The organism is Tritonibacter aquimaris (assembly GCF_009617595.1).
GTDB lineage: Bacteria > Pseudomonadota > Alphaproteobacteria > Rhodobacterales > Rhodobacteraceae > Epibacterium > Epibacterium aquimaris.
Genome location: NZ_WIXK01000004.1, coordinates 161,094 through 185,276, shown reverse-complemented (window position 1 = coordinate 185,276; position 24,183 = coordinate 161,094). Strand labels below are relative to the sequence as shown.

Annotated in this window: 21 protein-coding genes; 13 read left to right on the top strand and 8 right to left on the bottom strand. The window is 54.5% G+C overall.

What is annotated here, in order from left to right:
- Nucleotides 1–58: 58 nt before the first annotated feature.
- Both GG681_RS09195 and GG681_RS09190 read left to right on the top strand, forming a co-directional pair.
- Nucleotides 59–937 carry a LysR family transcriptional regulator ArgP gene (locus tag GG681_RS09195; RefSeq protein WP_153547364.1) on the top strand — a complete coding sequence of 293 codons (879 nt, stop codon included), beginning with the start codon at nucleotides 59–61 and terminating at the stop codon, nucleotides 935–937.
- Nucleotides 938–960: 23 nt separating this feature from the next.
- Nucleotides 961–1,653, top strand: coding sequence for a nitroreductase family protein (locus GG681_RS09190; RefSeq protein ID WP_328593323.1), 693 nt, complete (start codon nucleotides 961–963; stop codon nucleotides 1,651–1,653).
- 63 nt (nucleotides 1,654–1,716) lie between these two features.
- Here the strand turns inward: GG681_RS09190 and GG681_RS09185 are convergent, their stop codons facing one another.
- Nucleotides 1,717–2,457, bottom strand: a complete 741-nt coding sequence (locus tag GG681_RS09185) for a YebC/PmpR family DNA-binding transcriptional regulator (protein WP_153547362.1) — start codon at nucleotides 2,455–2,457, stop codon at nucleotides 1,717–1,719.
- Between the two features lie 153 nt (nucleotides 2,458–2,610).
- On the opposite strand from GG681_RS09185, the gene GG681_RS09180 reads away from it, so the two are divergent.
- Nucleotides 2,611–4,383 (top strand): SLC13 family permease, encoded by a 1,773-nt coding sequence (locus tag GG681_RS09180; protein ID WP_153547360.1) that lies wholly within the window; start codon nucleotides 2,611–2,613, stop codon nucleotides 4,381–4,383.
- A gap of 234 nt (nucleotides 4,384–4,617) precedes the next feature.
- Here GG681_RS09180 and GG681_RS09175 read toward each other — a convergent pair whose 3' ends face one another.
- The 4 genes from GG681_RS09175 to mgtE form a co-directional block, all read right to left on the bottom strand.
- Complete coding sequence (locus GG681_RS09175; protein ID WP_153547358.1) at nucleotides 4,618–6,396, bottom strand: SLC13 family permease; 1,779 nt, start codon at nucleotides 6,394–6,396, stop codon at nucleotides 4,618–4,620.
- Nucleotides 6,397–6,612: 216 nt separating this feature from the next.
- Entirely contained in the window at nucleotides 6,613–7,431 is an 819-nt protein-coding gene (locus tag GG681_RS09170) for a TIGR00282 family metallophosphoesterase (protein WP_153547356.1), read from the bottom strand.
- A 68-nt stretch (nucleotides 7,432–7,499) separates the two neighbouring features.
- Nucleotides 7,500–8,072, bottom strand: coding sequence for a 5-formyltetrahydrofolate cyclo-ligase (locus tag GG681_RS09165; protein WP_153547354.1), 573 nt, complete (start codon nucleotides 8,070–8,072; stop codon nucleotides 7,500–7,502).
- 11 nt (nucleotides 8,073–8,083) lie between these two features.
- On the bottom strand, nucleotides 8,084–9,475 hold the full coding sequence (mgtE, locus tag GG681_RS09160; protein ID WP_153547352.1) for a magnesium transporter: 1,392 nt from the start codon (nucleotides 9,473–9,475) through the stop codon (nucleotides 8,084–8,086).
- A gap of 136 nt (nucleotides 9,476–9,611) precedes the next feature.
- Here mgtE and guaD point away from each other — a divergent pair, with 136 nt between their 5' ends.
- On the top strand, nucleotides 9,612–10,904 hold the full coding sequence (gene guaD, locus GG681_RS09155; protein ID WP_153547351.1) for a guanine deaminase: 1,293 nt from the start codon (nucleotides 9,612–9,614) through the stop codon (nucleotides 10,902–10,904).
- Nucleotides 10,905–11,074: 170 nt separating this feature from the next.
- Here guaD and hisN read toward each other — a convergent pair whose 3' ends face one another.
- Nucleotides 11,075–11,866 (bottom strand): histidinol-phosphatase, encoded by a 792-nt coding sequence (gene hisN, locus GG681_RS09150; protein ID WP_153547349.1) that lies wholly within the window; start codon nucleotides 11,864–11,866, stop codon nucleotides 11,075–11,077.
- Nucleotides 11,867–12,030: 164 nt separating this feature from the next.
- On the bottom strand, nucleotides 12,031–12,399 hold the full coding sequence (locus tag GG681_RS09145) for a helix-turn-helix domain-containing protein (RefSeq protein ID WP_153547347.1): 369 nt from the start codon (nucleotides 12,397–12,399) through the stop codon (nucleotides 12,031–12,033).
- 358 nt (nucleotides 12,400–12,757) lie between these two features.
- Between GG681_RS09145 and GG681_RS09140 the strand changes: the two genes are divergently transcribed.
- On the top strand, nucleotides 12,758–13,720 hold the full coding sequence (locus tag GG681_RS09140; protein ID WP_153547345.1) for an NADPH:quinone oxidoreductase family protein: 963 nt from the start codon (nucleotides 12,758–12,760) through the stop codon (nucleotides 13,718–13,720).
- A gap of 60 nt (nucleotides 13,721–13,780) precedes the next feature.
- On the opposite strand, the gene GG681_RS09135 is transcribed toward GG681_RS09140, so the two are convergent.
- Entirely contained in the window at nucleotides 13,781–14,665 is an 885-nt protein-coding gene (locus tag GG681_RS09135) for a LysR family transcriptional regulator (RefSeq protein WP_153547343.1), read from the bottom strand.
- 133 nt (nucleotides 14,666–14,798) lie between these two features.
- Here GG681_RS09135 and GG681_RS09130 point away from each other — a divergent pair, with 133 nt between their 5' ends.
- The 8 genes from GG681_RS09130 to GG681_RS09095 all read left to right on the top strand — a co-directional run bounded on the left by GG681_RS09130 (nucleotide 14,799) and on the right by GG681_RS09095 (nucleotide 24,084).
- A complete protein-coding gene (locus GG681_RS09130; RefSeq protein ID WP_153547341.1) occupies nucleotides 14,799–14,999 on the top strand; it encodes a DUF1127 domain-containing protein in 201 nt (66 codons plus the stop codon).
- Between the two features lie 212 nt (nucleotides 15,000–15,211).
- Nucleotides 15,212–15,988, top strand: a complete 777-nt coding sequence (locus GG681_RS09125; RefSeq protein WP_153547339.1) for a Bax inhibitor-1/YccA family protein — start codon at nucleotides 15,212–15,214, stop codon at nucleotides 15,986–15,988.
- Between the two features lie 398 nt (nucleotides 15,989–16,386).
- The gene (locus GG681_RS09120) at nucleotides 16,387–17,439 is read left to right on the top strand and encodes a site-specific integrase (RefSeq protein WP_194287167.1); all 1,053 of its coding nucleotides are present in this window, start codon (nucleotides 16,387–16,389) and stop codon (nucleotides 17,437–17,439) included.
- Nucleotides 17,436–18,977: a site-specific integrase gene (locus GG681_RS09115; RefSeq protein ID WP_153547335.1), complete on the top strand. Its 1,542-nt coding sequence runs from the start codon at nucleotides 17,436–17,438 to the stop codon at nucleotides 18,975–18,977. Before GG681_RS09120 ends, GG681_RS09115 begins: the two co-directional genes overlap by 4 nt.
- A complete protein-coding gene (locus GG681_RS09110) occupies nucleotides 18,970–21,111 on the top strand; it encodes a hypothetical protein (protein ID WP_153547333.1) in 2,142 nt (713 codons plus the stop codon). The genes GG681_RS09115 and GG681_RS09110 overlap by 8 nt, the downstream gene beginning before the upstream one ends.
- Nucleotides 21,108–21,593 carry a hypothetical protein gene (locus GG681_RS09105; protein ID WP_153547332.1) on the top strand — a complete coding sequence of 162 codons (486 nt, stop codon included), beginning with the start codon at nucleotides 21,108–21,110 and terminating at the stop codon, nucleotides 21,591–21,593. The genes GG681_RS09110 and GG681_RS09105 overlap by 4 nt, the downstream gene beginning before the upstream one ends.
- The gene (locus GG681_RS09100; RefSeq protein ID WP_153547330.1) at nucleotides 21,590–21,970 is read left to right on the top strand and encodes a DUF6262 family protein; all 381 of its coding nucleotides are present in this window, start codon (nucleotides 21,590–21,592) and stop codon (nucleotides 21,968–21,970) included. The genes GG681_RS09105 and GG681_RS09100 overlap by 4 nt, the downstream gene beginning before the upstream one ends.
- The gene (locus tag GG681_RS09095; RefSeq protein ID WP_153547328.1) at nucleotides 21,967–24,084 is read left to right on the top strand and encodes an AAA family ATPase; all 2,118 of its coding nucleotides are present in this window, start codon (nucleotides 21,967–21,969) and stop codon (nucleotides 24,082–24,084) included. Before GG681_RS09100 ends, GG681_RS09095 begins: the two co-directional genes overlap by 4 nt.
- Nucleotides 24,085–24,183: the final 99 nt, after the last annotated feature.

Genomic DNA, 24,183 nt, shown 5'->3' with positions numbered 1-24,183 from the left:
TACCCCTAGGATTTGCATTACTCAAATTAAACCACCTTAACGTAGATTAGCTATTCTAATGCACATCGATCCCAATCATCTCGCGGCGCTTTCGGCGGTTTTGCGGCTCGGGTCATTTGATCTTGCCGCCCATGCGCTGCATGTGACGCCCTCCGCAATTTCGCAGCGCATCAAAGCGCTGGAGGAGCGGATCGGTGCAAGCGTGGTTCATCGCGGCCAGCCCTGCGAAGCCACACCTATTGGCGCGCGACTAGCCAAACACGCCGAAGACATCGGCCTGCTGCACGGCGCGCTGATGCGGGATCTGGGGCTGGAACGCGATCAAACCCCATCGCGGCTGCGCATTGCGGTCAATGCCGACAGTCTGGCCACCTGGTTTGTTACCGCTATGGCGGATGTCGATGGGATTTTATTTGATCTGGTGCTGGATGATCAGGACCACAGCGCCGAGTGGCTGCGCCGCGGAGAGGTTTCAGCCGCGGTCACCGCGCTTCAGTCTCCAATTGTGGGCTGTGACATGCATGCGTTGGGAGCGCTGCCCTATATCGCAACCGCCCATCCCGATTTCATAAAGCGCTGGTTTGCAGATGGTGTGACCGCACAATCGATCCGGCGTGCGCCCTGTTTGACCTTTAACCAGAAAGACCAGCTGCAGCGGCGCTGGATTGAGCACAATATCGGCGAGGGCTTGGTGCCCCCCGAGCATTACCTACCGTCGAGTCAGGCTTTTGTGGATGCGGCGCTTTCTGGAGTTGGTTGGGGCATGAACCCGGCCCTTTTGGTAATTGGACACCTGGAGCACGGCACGCTGCAGCCGCTTATTCCTGACAGCACGCTTTCGGTGCCGCTAAGCTGGCAGGTAAGCCGGGTGATGGCGCCCGCGCTTGCCCCGGTGACCAAAGCGGTGTTGAAATCAGCCAGACAATACTTGAATTAAAGCGAGCGCAGGAGGAAACGCCAGTGTTTTCAAAAGACAATCTAAGCTATGAAGCGCTGCCTTTACCGGATCGGTTGCGGTATTCAGACGATGAGATGCGCGCCCATGCCACTGAATTTCTGGCGCATATGCGCAAACGCCATTCTATCCGCGACTTTAGTGATCGCCCGGTGCCGCGTGAGGTGATCGCCGATTGCATTCGCACTGCCGGATCTGCGCCATCGGGTGCCAATCATCAGCCCTGGTTTTTTGCCGCTATCACTTCGGCCGAGCTGAAGGCGCAAATACGCGCCGAGGCCGAAGAAGAAGAACGCAAGTTTTACGCAGGCGGTGCGTCAGACGAATGGATAAAAGCCTTAGAGCCCATCGGCACCACCGCTGACAAACCCCATCTCACCATTGCGCCCTGGTTGATTGTGGTCTTTGCTCAACGCTGGGGCACCTTCGACGATGGCAGCCGCTACAAGAACTATTACGTGCCCGAAAGCGTAAATATCGCCACCGGTTTTCTGTTGGCAGCGCTGCATACGGCGGGACTTTCGACGCTTACGCACACCCCAAACCCGATGAAATTCCTGAATGGTGCATTAGGGCGGCCCGAGGCGGAAAAACCAACCATGATCATCGCCGTGGGTCATGCAGCCGAAACTGCAACCGTGCCCAGCGTGGCGAAATGGAAAAAGCCTCTCAAAGAGATAAGCACATTTTACGACTAGGTCCGCACAAAAACAAAAGCCCCGCCAGTTATGACGGGGCTCTATACGTTGATGTATCAGCGATTAAAGCTGCGACATAACCTCATCGGAGGCTTCAAAGTTGGTGGTGACGCGCTGCACGTCATCATCATCTTCAAGCGCATCCACCAGCTTCATCAGCTTTTGCATGTCTTCCAGACCAAGCTCGGTGGTGGTGGTGGGCTTCCAGATCAGCTTGGTGGATTCAGATTCACCCAGCTCTTGCTCCAGCGCGTTGGAGACCTCGTTGAGGTCGGTATCCGCGCAATAGATGATGTGGCCCTCTTCAGAGCTTTCCACATCTTCTGCACCTGCTTCGATCGCCGCCATCATCACGGTGTCCGCGTCGCCCACGGAAGCCGGGTAAGTCACCTCACCCTTACGGTCGAACATAAAGCCAACCGAACCGGTTTCGCCGAGGTTGCCACCGTTTTTGGTAAAGGTGGAACGCACGGTGGACGCGGTGCGGTTTTTATTGTCGGTCATGGTTTCCACGATGACAGCAACCCCATTGGGGCCGTAGCCTTCATAGCGGATCTCATCGTAGTTTTCCGCATCACCACCCATGGATTTCTTGATCGCGCGTTCGATCACATCTTTGGGCACCGACTGGCCTTTGGCTTCTTTGACCGCCAGGCGCAGACGCGGGTTTTTATCGGGGTCCGGGTCGCCCATTTTGGCGGCCACGGTGATTTCCTTGGCCAGTTTGGAAAAGAGTTTGGAACGTGCGGCATCCTGGCGACCTTTGCGGTGCTGGATGTTTGCCCATTTGGAATGGCCTGCCATGGTGCATCCTTGCGTTGATAGTATGATCAATCCGAATTGGCGTTCATATAGCCGCGCTTCACAGGATGTTTCAAGCCGCGCAACCACGAACTAGGGGGAAGTCTTTCCAATCTCATGCCTTGTTTACCACAAACCCCACGCTAGTGTGGGCGCATGACCCTAGATCAAATCATTCTCTTCACCCTGTTCACCCTTGTTTTTGCTCTGCTTTTGTGGGGGCGCTACCGATATGATCTTGTCGCCTTTGGGGCGCTGATGGTTGCGGTTGTGCTTGGGGTTGTGCCAACAAAACATGCTTTTGATGGCTTTGGGCACCCGGCGACATTGGTGGTGGCGCTGGTGTTGATTGTTTCGGCGGGTCTGGTGCGATCAGGCGCGGTTTATCTGATTACCCGCAGCCTGGTGTCAACCACGCGTGCATTGGGCACACATATCGCCATTATGGGCAGCGTGGGCGCGGTGCTTTCGGCGTTTATGAACAATGTGGCGGCACTGGCGCTGCTGATGCCTGTGGATATTCAAACCGCGCGCAAAGCAGGACGCAGCGCGGGGCTTTCGCTGATGCCTTTGTCCTTTGCTACCATTTTGGGTGGGATGGCGACACTGATTGGGACGCCGCCGAATATTATCATTGCCAGCATCCGCGAAGAGCAGCTGGGCGAACCATTTGCGATGTTTGATTTTGCCCCTGTGGGCGGTATTGCTGCGATTGCGGGGCTGGCATTTGTTGCGCTTATTGGTTGGCGGCTGATCCCACAGCGCGCTGATAACAATACAGATGTCACCCATATTGCCCCCTACACTGCCGAGCTGACAGTGCCCGAAGGATCAAAGCTGATCGGTGAACGGCTGTCGACGCTTTATCCTGAGGCCGAAAAAGCCGATGTGGCCATTTTGGGCCTGATCCGCAGCGGCAAGCGCCGATATGGTCGCGCGGCGGGCGCGGTTTTGCAAAGCGAAGACACGCTGGTGCTGGAAGCAAGCCCTGAGGCATTGGATGAGTTTCGCGCCGCGCTGTCGTTGAATTTCTCAGACTCTGCGCGGCAGGAAAAACTGGACGCAGCGGGTGATGGTCTGGAACTGGTAGAAGTGGTGGCGCCCGAAGATGCACGCATCTCTGGACGCAGTGCGCAATCCATCGGGCTGGCCTGGCGCCAGAGCACGGTGTTGATGGGCCTGTCGCGGCAAGGCAAACAGATCACCGGCCATATCCGTCAAAGCGACATTCAGCCCGGTGATATTTTGCTGCTGCTATGCCCGCGTGGCCGTGCGGCCGATGTGATTGACTGGCTCGGCTGTCTGCCTCTGGCGGATCGTGGGTTGGATGTGACCGCCAATGACAAAACCTGGCTCGCGATTGGTCTGTTTGGCGCGGCCGTTGTGGCGGCTTCAGTTGGGTTGATCTACCTGCCTGTGGCGCTGGGGCTTGTAATGGTAGCCTATGTGCTGACGGGGATCCTCCCGATTGCGCAGCTTTATGATCATGTGAATTGGCCGGTTGTGGTGCTGCTTGGATCGATGATCCCGCTTGGCGCGGCTTTGGAAAGCTCGGGCGGCACGGCACTTTTGGCGGATGCTTTGATCAGCCTCACGCAGGGCCTGCCTGCCTGGGGTATTCTTGCGGTGCTTATGGTCGTGACCATGACGTTGTCCGATGTGCTCAACAACACAGCCACCGCCATTGTTGCCGCGCCTCTGGGCATTCAGATGGCAGAGCGGCTGGGTGTTTCCGCCGACCCGTTTCTGATGGCCGTGGCTGTTGCAGCCTCAGCTGCGTTTCTTACCCCGATTGGGCATAAAAACAACACGCTGGTTCTTGGCCCCGGCGGCTATCGCTTTGGCGATTACTGGCGCATGGGGCTGCCACTGGAAATCCTTGTGGTTGCGGTCACCATTCCCGCTATTTTGGTGTTCTGGCCACTTTGATCGGTGGTGGATCTATGGGCGCGGCTTGTTAGCCCGCGCCAAAGATTACTGAGGCGCTGGCAATCACCATGCCCCCGCCCAGGATCAAAGCGACGAAGACAGGTATGCTTTTCATCGTCAACGCCTCAAACTCTATATGCTATGAGATTGATATAGAGCGTGCGCGTTTAATTTCATGGGCAGGAATTCCGTAGTTTGGCGGTGTTTTTACGGGGAATTTTCTCCAAATCCCACTCAAAGCGGCCAAAGAAGCGGAATGATCGCCGAGGCAAGAAGCCCCACGCTGAGGTTCAGCGGAATGCCAACGCGCAGGAAGTCGGAAAACCGATAACCACCGGGACCGTAGACCAGCATATTGGTCTGATACCCGATCGGCGTAGCAAAGGACGCAGAGGCGGCAACCATCACCGCAACCACCAGAGGGCGCGGATCCAGCCCCATGGCCTGTGCAAGCCCCACAGCAATGGGTGTAACCACAACTGCAACCGCGTTGTTGGACACCATTTCGGTTAAAACGGACGTCAGCAGATAAACCGCCCAGACCACAAGGAATGGCGGCAAAGTCGAAAGCCCAGGCGCAATGGCATTGGCGATGAGGCTGACCGCACCAGAATGTTCCAGCGCAGCCCCAATCGCGAGCATGGAAAAGATCAGCGACAACAAACGCCCATCCACAAAAGAAAACGCTTCGTCGGCATCGATGCACCTGGTCGCCAGCACCGCCGCAACGGTCAATATCGACAGATACAAAATGGGTGCAACGCCCAGCGCGGCCAAAATCACAATGGCAAACAGGGCAATAATTGCAATCGGCGCATGGCTGCGGCGATAGGCGCGCTGTGAGGGCTGCGACACCTCGGCCATGTCCATATCGGCAGCAAGACGCTGGATATCAGCTGCGGCGCCTTCCAACAGCAGCGTGTCACCCACGCGCACAACCAGATCATCAATCTGCACACCGATGTTCTGGTTTTTACGATGCACTGCCAGCACATAAACACCGTAACGGCGACGCAGGCGCAGCGCACCAAGCGAACGCCCAACCATACGGCACCCAGGCGTGATCAGCACTTCCACAGTGTTGGTTTCCACGGCAGAAACCTGATCAACACGTTTGAGTTCCTTGTTGCGCTGCAGGCTCAGAAGCTCGGTCATCTGGGTTCGCAAAACCACGCGGTCGCCCACCTGTAGTTCAACGCCTTTTAGATTGCGTCGCAGCGATACATCGCCGCGCACAACATCAATCAGCCGCACGCCTTGCCGTTTAAACAGCTGCACACCGGTGACTTCGCGCCCGATCAGGTTGCTTTCAGGCGGGATCACCGCCTCGGTAAAGAATTTCATCTTGGAGCGGTCGCTCAGAAGCATCGCCATACTGTCGCGATTGGGCAAAAGACGCGGCGCAATATAGCGCAGGTAGATCATCCCCCAAACCACAAGGATCAGCCCCAGCGGGGTGACTTCAAAAATCGAAAACGCTTCCAGCCCCTGCGCGCGCGCCACACCGTCAACCAATAAATTGGTAGAGGTGCCGATCAAGGTCAGCGTCCCGCCCAATATGGCGGCATAAGACAGTGGGATCAGCAGTTTAGACGCGGAAACATTCAAGGTGCGGGCGATCTGGATAAACACCGGGATCATTACCACCACAACCGGTGTATTGGACACAACCGCCGAAGCTGTCACCACAAAAGCCATCAACATGGCAATCGCAAGCTTGGGGCTGACTTCGGCCTTTTTGCGCGCAACCTGGGTAAAGGCTGCAAGCGCACCGGTGCGCACCAGCGCGCCCATGACAATGAACATCGCTGCAATGGTCCAGGGCGCGGGATTAGACAGCACTGCAAGCGCCGCCTCATAGGGTAAAACGCCAGTCACCAGCATCAAAGACACGCCCATAAGCGCGACAACCTCGGTCGGGTAGATTTCGCGCAGAAAACCGATGAACATGACCAGCACAATCGACAGTGCAATCACCGCATCACCTGAGGCTCCGAACTGGAGAAAATTCATAATATCCCTGTGCGCCCTAGCTGTTACATTTGGCTTCTCTGACCTTTTGCCGCCCTTTGGTTAACCGATGCTTGCCTTAAGTAGGCAAAGCAAGCGCCATGCAGCGGACCACCGCCCACATTGCCGGATTGCAAAGGGGGGGGCAAGTCATTCTGAGATAACAGAAACAAGAGGTCACATGGTGTTTGGGCTAACATATGTGCCCCACCAAAGAGATCAGCCCTCAGGCCCTGCGTCCTGCAAAAGCCCGCCCTGGCGTATCATCTGCACTTTGGTTGCAGCGCCTGTCCGGTCATCGGTTTCGATGTAGACCCCCGAAAGGGTCGCCGGGCCTTCGGCCGGGGTAAAGCGTGATTTCGGCATACCTGTGAGGAAACGGCGCATAGGTTCGGCTTTTTCCATGCCAATCACCGAATTGTAGTCCCCGCACATGCCCGCATCCGTCAGATAGGCGGTGCCATTTGACATGATCTGCGCATCGCCCGTGGGCACATGGGTGTGGGTGCCCACAACCAAAGATGCTTTGCCATTGCAGAAATGACCCATCGCCATCTTTTCCGAGGTGGCCTCGCAGTGCATATCAACAATGATCGCCTGCGCCAGCCCGCCGCGCGGGTGTGATTTCAGCACGCTTTCGACCGCGCCAAAGGGATCATCATAGGCGCGTTTCATAAACACCTGCCCCAGCGCCTGCAGCACCAGAACCTTGCGCCCACCCGGCGCGGTAAACAGGCGATGGCCGCGCCCCGGCGCGCCTTTGGCAAAATTCAACGGGCGAATAATGCGGCTTTCACCCTCGATGAATTGCAGCATGTCTTTCTGATCAAAGGCGTGATCCCCCAGCGTCAGGCAATCCACACCGGCGGCCAGCAGCGCCTTGGCGTGCTCTCCGTTCAGCCCCATGCCATTGGAGGCGTTTTCGCCGTTCACAATGACAAAATCCAATTTCCAGTCTTCCCGCAGTTTGGGAAGCCCCTCGATGACAGCCTTACGCCCAGCGCGGCCCATCACATCGCCTAGAAACAAAATACGCATGCCCCTTCCCTACGGAGCAAGACCGCAGGCGGCAAGAGGTTGCGTGCGCTTTGCGCTGCTTTTTCCGTTTAGCGGCGCGTCAATGCGCTGAAATCATGGATGCGGGTTTCGGTGATCAACATGTCAAGCGGTTGATCGGTTGGTTCAAGCGGCAGCCCTTCGGCCTCTTGTGCGTCATAGGCAAAACCAATGGCCAAAGTCGGGCGTTTCTCCCGCAGGCCTTCTAGCGTGCGATCATAAAAACCACCGCCGTAGCCGAGACGACCACCCGAGAGATCAAATGCTACCAGCGGTACAATCAGGATTTCAGGTTCAAAGAAGTCATCCACGGCAGGGATTTTTGCCCCAAACGGCCCATCGCGCAATTCGCAATCCGGCTCCCATCGGCTGAATTTTAGTGGCTGGCCCTCACCCGTAATGACCGGAACGCCAACTGGGCCATGGGCCGCAGCCTCAGCCATGGCCGCAAGTGGGCTGATTTCAGTGCGGATCGGCATATAGCCTGCCAGCGGCACGCCGCGATAGCCCGCAAGCACCTCTGACAGATGGCCTGCCACGCCGGGACGGTGGTTTTCATGGGCGGCTTTACGACGGCCAAAAGCGGCTTTGCGTGCGCGTGCCTTTTGTTCGGTGAGATCCATATAAACCGCTCCTATAGCAGCACCGCTGCTGCAAGCCCAAGAAAGGCCAAAAACCCAACCACATCGGTGACCGTGGTGACAAAAGCACCCGAGGCCAGAGCCGGGTCAATCTTTAGCCGTTCCAGGATAATTGGGATCACTGTGCCTGCAAGACCCGCCACGACCAGATTGATCACCATAGCGACGGCGATGACACCACCCAGCGCAGGAGAGCCAAACCACAAAATACCAACCACCGCCATCACAGCGGCAAAGATCACCCCATTTACCAGCCCAACCAGAGCCTCACGTCGGATCACCCGCCAGACGTTGGAGCCGGTCAGGTCACGGGTTGCAAGCGCGCGCACCGCAACCGTGAGCGATTGCGTGCCCGCGTTTCCGCCCATAGAGGCCACAATCGGCATCAACACAGCCAGGGCAACAAAGCCTGCAATCACCTCTTCGAACTGTGCGATCACCAGCGATGCCAGCACGGCTGTGACCAGGTTCACCGCCAGCCAGGGAAACCGGCGGCGGGTGGTGCTGATGACTTTGTCGGCAAGCGAGCTTTCTTCGCCCACACCAGCCAGACGCAGAATGTCTTCTTCGTGTTCTTCGTCCAGCACCGCCATCGCGTCATCAATGGTGATCACCCCAACGATGCGGCCATCTTCATCAACAACCGGCGCAGAAATAAGGTGGTACTGGTTAAAGGAATACGCCACATCTTCTTCATCCAGATCTGCGCGAAAGATCTCAAAGGTCTCTTCCAACAGATCGGTTAATGCCACGTCGCGGCGACTGCCCATAATCCGGCCAAGGGTCACATTTCCTGTGGGACGCAGGCGCGGATCAACCACCACCACGTGGTAGAACTGCTCTGGCAAATCCTCGCTCTCGCGCATGTAATCAATGACCTGGCCCACAGACCAGTGATCCGGAGCCATCACCACTTCGCGCTGCATCAATCGGCCCGCGGAGTTTTCCGGGTAGCTCAGAGACTGCTCAACCGCGACCCGGTCGGTCTCTTCGAGCACATCAAGAATGGCCTCTTGCTGCGGCTCTTCCAGATCTTCGAGGATGTCGACAACATCATCGCTTTCGAGATCGCGCACCGCTTCGGCCAGAACATGCGGGTTGAGGATCGCAATGACCTCTTCCCGGATGCTTTCATCCAGCTCCGACAGAATATCGCCGTCAAACTCACGATCATACAACCGAATAAGGCGCGCGCGATCATAGGTGTTGATCTGCTCCAGAAGGTCGGCGATGTCGGCCGCATGCAACGGTTCCATCAGCTCAGCAAGCTGGGCGCGGTCCCTGCATTCCACGGCATAAAGGATCGCCGCTACGGTTTTGCGCTTCAGCTCAAAAGGTTCATCCTTTTGCGCATCATTTTCGGCTGCGGTTTGTTCGCTGCTCATATCGCTGCCCCTGTTGTCGTCTGGATCAGGTTAGAAGAAGCAGTTACTGGAAAACAATGGAAATACGATCATTTACCAGGACCAAGGTCGCAGGTATCTTGTGCTTCAGGTTTTGGCAAGAAGTGGTATCGTTGAGATGAGTGAAGATTTTATCATTTCGGGGCAAGTGCTCTCTTTTGCATCTTCTCCATTTGACTGCGCGCACGCCAGCGATGCTGTGGTGTTGTCGGAAGCCGCGCTGATCGAAAACGGGCGCATTACAGCCGTGGGCCGACGCGATGAAATGGTGGCACGGGCACCACAGCTGCGCATTCGTGATCACGGTGAAAATCTGGTGATGGCGGGCTTTGTCGATGCCCATGTGCACTTTCCACAAACTGCAATCATTGCGAGCTGGGGCAAGCGGCTGATTGACTGGCTCAACAGCTATACCTTCCCGGAAGAAATGCGGTTTTCTGATCGCGCCTATGCGGATGAAATCGCCGGGCGCTATCTGGATCTGAGCCTGTCTCATGGCACCACAACCGTTTGCAGCTACTGCACCATCCATCCCGAAAGCGTGGATGCGTTTTTTGAGGCCGCGCGCACACGTGGGCAACGTGTGGCGGCAGGCAAAACCTGTATGGATCGCAATGCGCCCGAGGGGCTGCGTGACACGGTACAAAGCGCCCATGATCAATCTGAGGCGCTGATTGCACGTTGGCACGGGGTGGAGCGGCTTGAATATGTCATCACCCCGCGGTTTTCACCCACGTCCAGCCCAGAACAGCTGGAGGCATTGGGGGCGCTGTGGCATGCGCACCCCGAATGCCTGATGCAAACCCATCTGAGCGAGCAGCTGGATGAGATCGAGTGGGTCAAATCGCTGTTTCCCAATGCGCGCGACTATCTTGATACCTATGAGATGTTTGGCCTTTTAGGCGCAAAAGGCATCTATGGTCACGCGATCCATCTGGAAGAACGCGAGCGCCACCGCCTGCGTGAATTTGGCGCCGGTCTGGTGCATTGCCCGACCTCAAACACTTTCATTGGATCTGGCCTGTTTGATATGGCCGGGCTGATTGCCGAGGGTCAACGCATTGGTCTGGCAACGGATACGGGCGGCGGGTCCAGCTTTTCGATGCTACGCACCATGGCTGCGGCCTATGAGATTGGTCAGCTGCGCGGCACACCTGTGCATGCGGCTGAGCTGTTGTGGCTGGCCACGCAAGGTTCGGCCCGCACGCTGCGTATGGACGACAAGGTTGGCAATATCGCTGCAGGCATGGAGGCCGATATTGTTGTGATCGATCTTTCCTCGACCCCAGCCATTCAGCAACGCGCAGCACATGCCAAGGATCTATGGGAGCAGATCTTTGCAACGATCATGATGGGAGATGATCGTGCCATTTCACAGGTCTATGTTGCCGGGCGCCCCATCGCAGCCTGAGACCTAGCGGAGAGCAAAAACGGCGCTGAAGCGCCGTGCCTCCGGCGGGAGTATTTGAAAAAAGGTGAAAAGCGGGTCGGATACTTGAGACGCACTGGGTGCGTTTCAAGTCAAAGCCCACCTAGGGCCATAGCGGCGTTGCACATCACCGAGTTGCCGCAATGCTGATGTCAGCTATCTTGCAAAATCGCCAATGCGGCGGCATGAACCTCGGCATTTGCGGCTGCAAGCACACGCCCTCCTTCATGGGCTACTGCGCCTTCCCAATTGGTCACCACGCCGCCTGCGGCCTGGATCAATGCAATGGGGGCCTGAATATCATAGGCCTGCAATCCGGCTTCGATGACCAGATCAACCTGCCCGGCCGCCAGAAGCGCATAGGCATAGCAATCCATTCCGTAACGGGTCAGTTTGACCGAGGCTGCGACTTTATCAAATTGGGCTTTTTCCTCTGCGCTGCCGACCTCAGGGAAAGTGGAGAACAGCACGGCCTCAGACAGGTTCGCCTGCGTGCGGGTTTTAAGGTGCCGCGTACCATGCGGCCCCACCATCTGTGCAATGTCTGCGCCGCCAATAAAGCGTTCACCGATATAGGGTTGGTCAATCACGCCCAGAAACGGCCCATCCTTATCTGACAGTGCAATCAGCACCCCCCAGGTCGGAGTACCGCTGATGAAGCCACGGGTGCCATCGATCGGATCCAACACCCAGGTGCGGCCTGAGCGGCTTTCGATATTGGGAAACTCTTCTCCCAAGATGCCATCATCGGGGCGATGTTGCGCCAGGATATCACGCATGGCCTGCTCTGCTGCACGATCTGCAACGGTTACCGGATCAAACCCATCTGCGAGTTTATTTTCGGCTTCTTCCGGCAGATTGCGGAAATATGGCAGGATCGCCGCGCGCGCAGCATCAGCCAGTTTATGAGCAATATCGAGATCGGAGAAAATAGCTGTGGTCATATCTTATGCAGGTGCCATCAGAACTGTTTTTTCGCAAGCGTTTTTGCATAAAAAAGACCGCCTGTTCTGGACGGTCTTTTTACATATCGTTAGCTGCATGTAATTTGCAGATCTCCCGAAATCCGGCCTTATTTTTCAAAGGACAAAAATCGGGATGTCAAAGATCAAGCAACGTCGCTCAGCACACGGGCCAATTCAAACAAACGGCGACGCTGGTTTTCCGGAATTGCATAGTAAGACCGGACAAGATCGAGTGCTTCCTTGTCAGTCATCAGATCATCCGGCACCAAATTCCCATCTGCCGTTTGTTGATCTTCCTGCAGCCCTTCAAAGAAGAAGCTGACCTGGACTTCCAGAGCATCAGAAATATCCCAAAGACGCGACGCGCTAACGCGGTTGGCCCCAGTTTCATATTTTTGAATTTGCTGGAATTTGATGCCGACTTTTTCAGCCAGTTGTTGTTGCGTCATGCCGATCAACCATCGACGATGACGAATACGCTTTCCTACATGTACGTCCACAGGGTGAGCCATGGGTTTCTCCTAGTCGTTTTCCACCGCAGAAGACTCGAATATTGCCGAAGCTCGCCACCTCGGACCCACACCCGAAAACAACGCCATCGACCAGGAATTCCCCATCTTCCCTAATCCAAGACCTACCACATATTCCAGTTTACGCTCTTTCCGGTTGAATACAAGCTTCGACGCCTTCCAATTCCGAGTGAGCGCAGCAAAGTAATGATTTCATGAAGGAAAATGTATAAGATTTAAGACAATGCAATAGTACTAAAGCGCCATTACGCTTTGCCACAGAGGCAAAAGATATAGCGCATGTTAATCTTATAGCCGAATCAAATACATCAATTGGCAAACAACCCACAGGTGAAACAATATGCAGGCATATCAAGTCACTGCCAACAATAAAGCTGAATTGGTAGAACTTTCGCGACAAAAACCCGGCCCGGGGGAAATAGGAGTTGAAATCGCGGCTTGCGGCCTGAATTTTGCGGACCTCTTGATGCTAAAGGGCAGCTACCAAGATACACCTCAGCATCCCTTTGTGCCCGGATTGGAAATTTCGGGCCATGTCGTTGCGCTTGGTGAGGGGGTTGATACTCTCTCCATTGGCGCAAAAGTTGCCGTGTTTGCCGGCCAGGGCGGGCTTGCGGAATACGGGGTTTTTGAAGCAAGCCGCGCGGTGCAATTACCTGATGCAATGCCGCTGATAGAAGCAGCAGGTTTTCAGATCGCCTATGGCACAAGCTTACTCGCGCTTGATCACTGCGCGCGTTTACAACCGGGGGAAACGCTATTGGTCACAGGTGCCGCCGGAGGTGTGGGATTGACTGCGGTTGAAATCGGCAAAAAGCTAGGGGCGCGTGTTATTGCCCATGCGCGCGGCGCAGACAAACTAAAGGTCGCACAGGCCGCAGGGGCAGATATTCTAGTCGATGCTTCAGAAGATCTGCGCCAGACGGTGAAAGACCTTGGAGGCGCTGATGTTGTCTATGAAACCATCGGCGGCGATGTCTGGACTGCCGCATTCCGCTCGACCAATCCGGGAGGGCGCCTGTTGCCCATTGGCTTTGCCGGTGGTGAGGTGCCACAAATTCCGGCCAATCATCTGTTGGTGAAGAACCTAACTGTGATTGGGCTTTATTATGGTGGTCTGCTGAAATCGCACCCTCAGGTCGTTCAGGAAACACTGGGCAAGCTGTTTGGCTGGTATGTGGATGGCAGCCTGCGCCCCCATGTAAGCCACCAATTGCCGCTGAGCGCGGTTGAAGATGCGCTTTCTTTGCTGCGTGAGCGCAAATCCACCGGCAAAGTGGTCATCACCATGGGTAATCAATAAAGGCCCCGCCTTAGATGTGCGAGATGGGAAAGCGATACCACGCTTTCCCAAGTTTGAACGTTAGCCAACTGCCAAACGCAAAGAGGTTGGCCCCATCGCCTCAAAACCCTGCCGCACCAGTTTTGCCAGCTCATCGACAAAAGGTGCATGAGCATTTTCTGCGCCATAAAGATTGATGTGCTGCATAGGGAGACGTGGCAATGTTCCGTTGGAGTCGATCAGCTCCTGATGATCAGGCTGGGTACCTTCCAGCAGAATACCAATCGCCAGATCCGCGCTGATGGTTGCTTCCACTGTGCGATCAGAATCGCTGTCGAGCGCCATTTCCCAGGGAATATCAGCCCGATCAAGAACTTTGACCGCAATGCCCCGGAAAATACAATTGCGGCTAAACCCCAGCTGCAACGGTTGCTGCCGCCAAGTGGTGCCACCAGGGGCCCCTACCCAACGCAAAGGCAGCTGGTGAATGGTTTCTGCCCCTTCATGCGCGCCGGTTTCTGTTGTCAGGATCAGATCAAACCGGCCGCGGCCAAATTCCTCTTTTAGGTGGCGGGTATTGGTGGTGACCAGATTGACCCGCACACGTGGGTAGCTGGCGTTAAACAGTTTTAGCACCCGTGGAATGACCGGATGCACAACATCATGTGGCACACCAAAGTTCACTTCACCTTCAAAGGCCTGATCGGTGAGCCGCGCCATGACTTCATCATTGAGTGCAACCATTCGACGGGCATAGGCAAGCATCTGCTCCCCGGCCGGTGTCAGGCCAATGGTGCGCCCGCTGCGATCCAGCAGCTCAAGGCCCAACAGCTCTTCGAGCCGTTTCAATTGCATTGAAACCGCGGATTGGGTTAAGTGCAAAAAACCCGCTGCACGGGTCACACCGCCATTGTCGGCTACTGCGACAAATGAGCGAAGTGTGGTGATATCCAAATTCCGAACCATCACGCCCCCTGATGATTGACATCAAAAACATTCGTTTTCCATATCTTTCACATCCTGCGATACACATCAAGCAAATTGATGGATCACCCAAAACCATCAAGCTTTATATTTTTCGTCTCTTTGGAGGTTAACGATGGCATATCTGACTACGACCCAGGCTCTGCGCCCTGCGCGGCGTTCTGTCTTTTCGCTGATTGCGAACCTTGCAGCAATTCGGCGTCAACGCAAAGCTCTGCTCGCTCTGAGCGATGAAGCCCTTGATGATCTGGGCCTTACCCGCGCTGAGGTAAACCGCGAAGCCGCACGCGGCCTATGGGATCTGCCCCGGTGCTAAGCGCCACTTGGTCAGCACTAAAATGAGGCGACGGCAGCCGCTGTCGCCTTCCCTGCCCGTCACAGCAGAATAAATGCCGTGCTTTTGAGTGTTTTACCGCTGCAATCATGGCGAAAACACTTGAACAGCGCCCCAGTTACCCCAATATTTCCCTTAACGCCGCGCGGATTCCCGCCGCGGTGAAATTCTTATGCGACGGAGACCATTGAATAATGGCACAATTTGACCACATCCGGTCCGCCGCGGGTACACGCGCGGTCGAGATCGACGAGGGCCTGCGCGCCCATATGAACAAAGTCTACGGCACAATGTCGATCGGCATGCTGATCACATTCGCGGCTGCCTGGGCGATTTCCAACCTGGCTGTCACCAGCGACCCGGCCACTGCGGCTGCGCAGCTGAATGCCAATACCTACCTGACAAGCTTGGGCGTTGCACTGTTTGCATCGCCTTTGAAGTGGGTGCTCATGTTTGCTCCGCTGGCCTTCATCTTTGGCTTTAGCGCAGGCATCAACCGCCTGTCCGCCTCGGCAGCGCAGCTGGTGTTTTACATCTTTGCAGCCGTTATGGGTGTTTCGATCTCCTGGATCTTCCTGGTTTTCACCGGCCAGTCGATCATTCAGGTGTTCCTGATCACATCTATCGCGTTTGCGGGTCTGTCTTTGGTGGGCTACACCACCAAAAAAGATCTCTCTGGCATGGGCACCTTCCTGATCATGGGCCTGATCGGCCTGATCGCGGCATCCATCCTCAACATCTTCATCGCCTCCTCAGCGCTTGCTTTTGCTGTATCGGCGATTGGCGTGCTGATCTTTGCAGGTCTGACCGCATATGACACTCAGCAGATCAAAAACACGTATCTGCAGATGGCACATGCTGGTGATCAAGAGTGGCTGGGCAAAGCGGCCATCATGGGCGCGCTGAGCCTCTATCTGGACTTCATCAACATGTTCATGATGCTGCTCCAACTCTTAGGGAACCGAGAGTAAACCTCTTCTTCGTCCTTACAGGACCGCTTGAGCCTGCCAAGACTATGTCTTGGCAGGCTTTTTTACTTCTGAAACACCTCCTCCTAAGCCCGCAAGCCAAAGAAGATGGGTTCAATATCTTTCAGCCGAAAATAAAAAATTTCGTTTTCTGAGAATTAGCCAATGTTCTCAGCAAATTAGAACGAAAAATGGCTCGAAAGAAGTTTACAGTGTCAAATCCTGCCCCTTTACGTTTCCAGATTACATCCTGCATCTCAGACGGACGCCCAAGGTATCTCCTGATAGATCGGGTGACGCACTCGTCCAATCTGATAGGCGGCCTATACGAATCTTACCTTCACTCGTCGTCCTACGCCCCAGCTTCATCATACAAAGCCCTCGAGCACGTCTCAGCACTTTTGACCTGGGATGCAGAAACGAAGGGCGAGGTGGCCAACCAGCTGATGTACGGTCTGCCGATGACCGAGCCTCAAATTCGGCAATTCAAGCGCTGGCTGGAATCCCGAGCTGCATGTGGAGGTTCCCCTCCATCTCCAGAGCAGCAGGCAACGGTCAACAGCAAGCTGCAAGGTGTGCAGACTTTCGAGGACTGGTGCCTTCGATATGCCCTCTCTCGGCACGGACACCATAGCCGTTTGGTCGATGTGCGGATGGTGCAGAAGGAATTCTGGAAAGGTGCACAGGGAAACATTCCTCATCAGAAATATGCTGACGACTTTACCGATGACGAGATCCTGGAAGTCGAACAGTATCTCCGCTCGCTTGCCTTCGAGGGGATATCAGGAAGCGTAGCACCGAGCGATTTCCGGACTTATACCATGTGGCGCATGGCCCTTGAGTATGGACTTCGGATCGGTGAAATCCTGGCCCTCCGAGTCCAGGATCTACCATCTCGATCTCAAAACTACCTAAAAATCGTTCGTATTGAAGAGCGGGACGGACCACCGGATCCGAGAGGAAGCAAGGCCCCTCGCCCCAAAACCCTTTCCAGGGATCTTGGGACGTATTTCGCAAACAGCAGCTTCCCCGATCTCTTCGCAAAATATGTGGCCGAACACCGCTGGATTGAGGTTTTCAACAAAAAACGCGGTACAATGCGCCGAAGAACCTCTTTCTCACATCCCTATGTCTTCATAGCCAAAAGCGGCGCACCGCTATCTCGCAGCACCGCCCAATATGTAGCGGACAAAATCTCCACCGAGCTCGGTCTCGACTTCCATTGGCATAAATGCAGGCACTCTTTCTTTAACCGAGTCTACGCCGCCACAGATCATATTCTTGAGCCCTCAGACCGCGAACGGGCCCGTCAGCAGATGAAGTATTGGGGTGGATGGCTCTCTGACGAAAGCCTCCTCATCTACACAAACACAGCAAGACGCAACGCAGCTCGCCAAGCTGCGTTTGAGTTCTCTCAACCATCCCAAAAACCATCCTGGGAGATACTTTCATGACTACAAGCAGCACACTCACCCATGATCCTGAAACTGATCTGTTCGTGGGGCCTGATGGGTCCATATTCGTTGAATGCCGCTTCGAAGCCCAAAGACCGGTCATGATCCGGATCGATCAAGATGTTTGGCGGGCCAAACACAATGGGGTCCAGCATCACTTAAATTGGGATGGAGTTGATTTACCTCTTCAAATCATCGACGCCCTGAAGGAGGCCACAACCATCAAGCTACACAAAAGCGCTCCGAGCTATTTGTCGATGGTTCGACACATGATTGGCAATCTATCTCAAGAATGGAAGCACAATGGCCTTTCTCAAGTGGGCGACTTTTCGGCGATCGATGACAGTTGTCTCGTCAAGCTATTCGCGGGCATGAACAAGCACGCAGCATCCACTTTCAGGGAACTATATCGAACTCTCGCGGTACGATCTCTGAAGGGGACATCTCTTCGCTCATCCAGGCTGCTTGCCGAGATCAAAGTAGCGGACAGTTTTAGTGGCGCTCTTCCATCAGTTCGACAATGGGATGCAGCAAGAGGTGCGCTGACCACATCAGAGCTTGAACGCTTGCGCGCTCATTTGCAGACATTTTCGCCCGACGAATCCAACCATGATCATTTCATAAGAGTTTACTTGCGGACCGCGGTGGCAGTGGGCAAACGCGCGGGTCAGTTACTGCACGCGCCTGCTGATGCTCTCACGGCATATTCCGAAGACGAACGATATCAAAAATTCATCCAAATTCCGGGCGGAAAAAGCCAACGCAATGAGGCTCCAGGACTTTGGCCGATCTCGGACGATCTATACATTGACCTAAAACGATATTCTGACCGGGCCGAAGTTGCCGTGGCGCAGAAAGTGTTCGGCTATTTCTTCGTCACTCCTTTGACGACACAAAGCCGCATCGAGGGTCCAAGGCATTCCGGAACAGTAGCACCTCTCATAGGTGGATGGCTTCGAAGGAATAATGTGGTCTCCCCTCGAACAGGTGAGGTTTTGAAGGTAACCACCACAAGGCTACGGCACACAGTTGCGACCCAGATGGCCAGGAAAGGATATTCCAAGGGCGACATCCAGGCGATGCTCGAGCATATGAGCGATGGCGCAGCCCTCTCCTACCTCGATGCAGTTGGAAACGACATGACGCCAGCCCTCGAAAGAGTGGATGAGGCACTTGGAGGGGTCTTCGCGGATCTCAGCGACGCGTTTTTCAAAGGAAAAATCATAGACAAGCCGAAAGGAAGAATATCCAAACCGATTGTTCGACCGGATCCAACGAACATTGCAATAGTTGGTCAATGCGGTTCCGCAGAATCGTGCCCGAAACACCCATTTTTCTCGTGTTACAACGGTTGTCCCTTCTTTCTAAAGTTTCGAGACACCGACGAGGATGCGAACCGCGCCTTCGTCCAGAAAGAATACGAAAAGTGGCGCAGCTCTGAACCTTCCGCAACGCAATCAAAGGCCCTCGACGATTTCGCACGCATAGAACGCGGCATCGTAGAGGCACGGCAGTTAGGAGCCCCCAAAAATGATTGAACCAAAAACTCTCAGGTTTGATGAATTTGTGCAGACCCTTCCTCGTCACAGACAAGCCAGAGCACTGGACTTTGAAGCCTACCTGCCAGGCAGTTGCAAGTTTGAAGATGACAGCTGGAACACTTGGAGCTGGGGAAAACATGCGCATCGGACCGGAACCGTCACAATTGATTTTTCCCGCATTGCCAATCCTGAACTCAGAGTTGCGATCAAGCTTCTCGTGCTTCATTCAAGAGCAACAAGAAGGATCGGGCCCAACCATCCAATTGGCATTGTGAAAGTTGCAGCCCTCCTCAGCGAAATCCTGGGAGCACGCCTCCTGACGGTCATCACCAATTCTGACATTCAGAATTGTGAAAGGGCCATCATAAAATCGTACAAATCACCTGGTAACTCTCTCAGAAAGCTACAGAAAGTGACAAACTTCCTGTCAGAGTGGTTCGATTTACCTGTTTTCTATCGACCAGCCAAAACATCCACTATCAGACATGGCGCAGCAGGAAGCGAAGAGGGACGTCGTCAGAAACTGATTTCAGACGAGGTGCTTGCACAGATTCTACACTTGCGTCATCGAGAAGAACTCTCCATCGAGGACAGATTTTTTGTGCACGCTTTTGCTCTGAACACGGCCTGTGGCTTCCGTGTGTCTGAGCTGCTCAGCCTTCCAGAAGATTGCCTCCTTTATGACGAAGGTACTCTGTTCGTCCGTAGCTTTGAAGCCAAGGGTGGTTTAACAGCTCCACGTTTGGTCCCATCTCAGCTCAAAGAGGTCGTAGAAAGCGCCATTTCTGAGATTCGCGCAATCACTGATCCTGGTCGGCAGATCGCAAAATCGTGGGCATCTTCAAGTGAACCTGACTGGCCAGCTGTTCTTAAAAACCAAGAAGCACTCGAGTATTTTACCAAGAAGTTCATACACTTTTGGACGGCTGATCCGAGACACAAGCTAATCAATCCCGATGCGGCATGGCACTTTGGGCGCGCCGAATGGATCGACGTTCTTGGGATTCTCAAAAAAAATAGAGGCGCGGTCAATAAAACCACCAATGAACTGAGCCTTTCCTGGGACACCTTCCAGGACCTGTGCGCCCAACAAGAAGCCAGCCGGAAAGGGCAGTTGTACGCGAGGACTTGTTCCCGGTCGAAAAAAAACTGGTTGCGAGATCAGCGTGTGCTGAACCAGTACAAGTTCTTTCAATCTATCGGGTTTGCCTCTGGCCAAAAGAAGCGATCCTCGGAACTGGAAAAACTGATGCTTTTAGCATTTGAAGCACAAGCCGAGGGTCGTATCTTCCCCCTGCCGGATCGGAATGAGCAGCTGGAGCGTGACTACGCACGCGAGCGCCCAGTGCTGCTGAAAAATCCTGATGGAAGGGCGGTTCTATATGTTGATGAAGCCCTGATGGTGATCCCCAAACGCCTCTTCGGCGTTCACCAAACAAAAACAGATCAATTCAAGGTTATTGAAACCAGCCAATTCATTCACTGGCTGGGAGGCCGGGCAGGACAATCCAGCATATTTGACCGGTTCAGAATAATCGAACCTCAAACTGGTGAGGTCGCCAAATTCACGTCCCATGACATCCGCCATTGGCTCAATACTGCATACCATCGTGGCGGGCTGACACAGGTCCAGATTGCCACACTCTTCAACCGGCACACCCCAAGAGGAAACTCTCCATACAACCAAATGACAAACGAAGAAAGACGGGAAGCAATTGGTCATGGGATCAATAACGACGCCATCACCGGGCACATCTCGGATACCTTTCGATCACTGGCGGATACCAATCGCAACGAAGCAGAAAACTACCTTCAAGCGATGACCCGGCAACTGAATGTGATGCCACACGGTCTTTGCGCGAAGGATCTGGTTACGGACCCATGCCCTCATCACCTCAGCTGTTTCAGTTGCCAGGCTGATGGTGTCGCCATTGGCAGGCCATGCTCATTCCTGATTGTGGATAAAGCAGACACGAAACAGCTCAGAGAAATAAGGCGCATCCACGATAATGCCGCTGCGATGCTTGAGTGGCTCGAAGAAGACGAGATGACCGATACCCCACAATTCAAGCACTTCAAAACCATCATGCAGTCAACCGCGGCCCTTCTGTGTCAGGGAGATTCGCAATGAGGAAAACATGCGCCAAGTGGCATCCCAGGATTGAGGCCGCCATCCGAAAAGCTCATAGCAAGGCAACGAAAGAGGGTACCCCCTTCAAGCTCAGCATGACAGCGTTGGCCAAGGAGCTTTCTACAAGCCGCCCGACGCTTTACAAGCACGAACCCTTCATCGAGGCACTTCTTCATCGGCTGAAGGCGGAGCGCCGTCGCGTCGATGGCCAAGCTGCGATCGACCTTCTGCAAGATCAACTGCACCGCAAGGACCAGAAGATCTCAGAGTTGGAGGCCAGGAACGCGGCGCTGATGAGGGATCTTCAGAACATATTTGACCATATATACGGTGCCAGTGTTACAGCCGGTGAGCTTGTCGAGGCAGTAGTGCGCAAACGCTCTAACGAAGATGGGCGTTGCGTTCTATGCGAGGCCCCAGTCGAAGGTATTCCGCCTCGAAAGAACAATGTCGTCAAGCTTTCAACAAAGGACAGCACATGAGCAAGGCAAAGGCAGATGACAATATCGCACGGCTTTCAGCCTATTTGTCCGAAGCCGGGGCACTACCCGCTCGCGGCGGAAAAGTAAGCGTGACTGCTATCGCCAAAGCCGCCGGGATTGACCGTCAGGTGCTGTACAGAAATCCCAGGGCAAAAGCACTGCTCGAAGACGCTCTCCGCAAAAAAAGATTGGAGGGCATTGAAATCCAGTCAGTCGGGGAAAGAAGTGAAAATGAAAAAGCCCTGGAACGTCGCGTCAGAAGGCTCGAAGCACGAAATGCGGTTTTAGCGTCTGAAAACATGGACCTACGCGCCAGGATCAGAAGCCTCAAGCATATTGAACAGATGATAACAATGGGGAAGCGAGTGATCCCATGACCAAGATCTGCGAGATCCAGAAAGTTCTCTGGGCAGGACAATGTGGCGGTGCGGTCATGAATGTTCTGGTTGACGGCGAAGTCTACCGCGCGGTTTCCCGGGCTTCAGTACTGCCGCGCATGCCTGTCCCGGGAGAGTGCTGGCAGTTTTCAGGAGTCGTCCAAAATCACCCCAAGTATGGGCGGCAGGTGCAGGTGCAACATGCGGTGTTGAGCAAGCCAGCAGGTAGAATGGTCCTGTCGTTTCTGGAAGGCCCCAATTGCCCAGGAATCGGCCGCGCAAAAGCGAAGGCACTGTGGGCAAACTTGGGTGAAGAAATCTATACGGCACTTAATGATCCGTCAGATCCTCAGATAGGAGCACTCATCGGCGAGGATCTTGCGCGCACCGCGCGAGACGCTTGGAAGACCCTGGAAACAGAGATAGCTGCCTGGCGGTGGTGTGACGCTCTCGGCCTCCCTGCTTCGCTCTCCAGTCGTCTGAGTGCAATCTATGGCAACGAACTGTCCGAGCGCATGCAGGAAAACCCATACAGAATCCTGGCCTTTACAAGTTGGAAAACCGCAGAGCGTCTCGCTCGTGCCATCCAAATCCCACCTCATGATGAGCGGCGTCTTGTTGGAGCAGTCGAAGCCGTCATATTTGGGCAATTGGATCGTGGGCACACAGCAATAGAACGCGGCGATCTTCTTAAACGCCTTTCAAAACTCCTCGAGTGCAACTCAGCTCTTGCAGAAAAGGCTGTGGCTGCGGCCGAAGTCAACGGCGCCATTGTCACTGTGAACAATCTCATAGCCGGGGTCGGCACTTCGGTCATGGAACAGTTCATACTCAACGACCTGGCGCACCGCTTTCTCACATGCTCTTCCCAGCCAGATTTTCTCTCTGGAGCCGATCAACGCAAACTTGGCAGCATTCTATGTGAATTCGAAGCTGAGTATCAGCTCAACCTCAATGTCGAGCAAAGAAATGCAGTGATCATGGCAGCCCAAGAACCTGTCAGTATCATGACCGGCAGCGCTGGAACAGGAAAGACAACTGCCCTCAAGGCCATCCACGCCTTAGCAGAGGCCTTCGGTGTCCCGGTGTTACAAGCAGCACTTGCTGGACGAGCGGCAAGGCGAATGACTGAAGCCACCGGCAAACCTGCTCAAACAATCGTGTCTATGGAAACGGCTCTGAAGGGGGGCTTGCAAGCAGGTGGCAGTCTCTTCCTGGTAGATGAAAGCTCCATGCTCGACCTGGCGACGATGTATCGTCTTCTAAGGCTGCTTCCTGAAACCACGCGGATTCTGTTTGTTGGAGACCCAGGGCAACTACCTCCAATTGGATTTGGCCTGATCCTACATGCCCTGAATGACATTTCTGGCATTCCCAAAACTCACCTTGATCAAGTTCACCGCCAGGCGGCCAGCACAGGGATTCCTGCGGCATCCCGCGCCATCCGAAATGGACAATTGCCAGAGTTTCAGGAGTTTCATCGTGAGGGATCAGGAGTGCATTTCGTTCCGTGCCCACTAAACGAAATGACCGATAAACTGCTTAATCTGCAGCGCGAGATGCCATCTGCGCAGATCATCAGCGCCGTGCGCGATGGGCCGTGTGGGGTCAACATTATCAACGCCATCTTCCACGCTGACCGCACTCAGGGAATGCCTGAGAGGTTTGGTTTTTGCCCAGGTGAACCAGTGATTTGGACAGTAAACGACTACAGTCTCGATCTGATGAATGGCACCCTGGGAACTGTTTTGACACTGGCAGAAAACCGGCTGCTGATTGATTTTGAAGGGGAAGAAAAGTGGATCGAACAGGCTGATACAAATGCACTGGATCTGGCTTATGCGATCACAGTCCACAAGGCCCAGGGAAGTCAGTTTTCAAAGGTGATATTTCCGCACACGCGAAGCCGCATCAGCAGCAAGCAACTCATCTATACTGCAATAACCAGGGCAACATCCAAGGTCGTTGTTCTTGGTGAGCTATCTCAGCTACGAGCGTCCCTCACGCATTCCTTTGATGCCTCCCGCCGCACGACGCTAATAACGGATTTGGCGCGAACGCAATTTGGCCATCACGCGAACAACCCAACCCGGAGCGCGTCACCGATCACATAGAAAATACCTCTATCAGAAAAAATCCTACTGGAACCTATATGGTCAGCTGATATGCCAAAAAACTGGTCGTTCTCCGCCACTCTTGCAACTACCATCCGG

What these genes read in the sequence shown, in the direction of transcription:
- GG681_RS09095 (WP_153547328.1), top strand. Translation starts at nt 21,967, where the DNA reads ATGACCAAGATCTGCGAGATCCAGAAAGTTCTCTGGGCAGGACAATGT.
- GG681_RS09175 (WP_153547358.1), bottom strand. Translation starts at nt 6,396, where the DNA reads ATGAATTTTCTCCAGTTCGGAGCCTCAGGTGATGCGGTGATTGCACTG.
- GG681_RS09110 (WP_153547333.1), top strand. Translation starts at nt 18,970, where the DNA reads ATGATTGAACCAAAAACTCTCAGGTTTGATGAATTTGTGCAGACCCTT.
- GG681_RS09105 (WP_153547332.1), top strand. Translation starts at nt 21,108, where the DNA reads ATGAGGAAAACATGCGCCAAGTGGCATCCCAGGATTGAGGCCGCCATC.
- GG681_RS09100 (WP_153547330.1), top strand. Translation starts at nt 21,590, where the DNA reads ATGAGCAAGGCAAAGGCAGATGACAATATCGCACGGCTTTCAGCCTAT.
- hisN (WP_153547349.1), bottom strand. Translation starts at nt 11,866, where the DNA reads ATGACCACAGCTATTTTCTCCGATCTCGATATTGCTCATAAACTGGCT.
- GG681_RS09135 (WP_153547343.1), bottom strand. Translation starts at nt 14,665, where the DNA reads ATGGTTCGGAATTTGGATATCACCACACTTCGCTCATTTGTCGCAGTA.
- GG681_RS09170 (WP_153547356.1), bottom strand. Translation starts at nt 7,431, where the DNA reads ATGCGTATTTTGTTTCTAGGCGATGTGATGGGCCGCGCTGGGCGTAAG.
- GG681_RS09180 (WP_153547360.1), top strand. Translation starts at nt 2,611, where the DNA reads ATGACCCTAGATCAAATCATTCTCTTCACCCTGTTCACCCTTGTTTTT.
- GG681_RS09140 (WP_153547345.1), top strand. Translation starts at nt 12,758, where the DNA reads ATGCAGGCATATCAAGTCACTGCCAACAATAAAGCTGAATTGGTAGAA.
- GG681_RS09195 (WP_153547364.1), top strand. Translation starts at nt 59, where the DNA reads ATGCACATCGATCCCAATCATCTCGCGGCGCTTTCGGCGGTTTTGCGG.
- GG681_RS09145 (WP_153547347.1), bottom strand. Translation starts at nt 12,399, where the DNA reads ATGGCTCACCCTGTGGACGTACATGTAGGAAAGCGTATTCGTCATCGT.
- mgtE (WP_153547352.1), bottom strand. Translation starts at nt 9,475, where the DNA reads ATGAGCAGCGAACAAACCGCAGCCGAAAATGATGCGCAAAAGGATGAA.
- GG681_RS09115 (WP_153547335.1), top strand. Translation starts at nt 17,436, where the DNA reads ATGACTACAAGCAGCACACTCACCCATGATCCTGAAACTGATCTGTTC.
- GG681_RS09185 (WP_153547362.1), bottom strand. Translation starts at nt 2,457, where the DNA reads ATGGCAGGCCATTCCAAATGGGCAAACATCCAGCACCGCAAAGGTCGC.
- guaD (WP_153547351.1), top strand. Translation starts at nt 9,612, where the DNA reads ATGAGTGAAGATTTTATCATTTCGGGGCAAGTGCTCTCTTTTGCATCT.
- GG681_RS09125 (WP_153547339.1), top strand. Translation starts at nt 15,212, where the DNA reads ATGGCACAATTTGACCACATCCGGTCCGCCGCGGGTACACGCGCGGTC.
- GG681_RS09165 (WP_153547354.1), bottom strand. Translation starts at nt 8,072, where the DNA reads ATGGATCTCACCGAACAAAAGGCACGCGCACGCAAAGCCGCTTTTGGC.
- GG681_RS09130 (WP_153547341.1), top strand. Translation starts at nt 14,799, where the DNA reads ATGGCATATCTGACTACGACCCAGGCTCTGCGCCCTGCGCGGCGTTCT.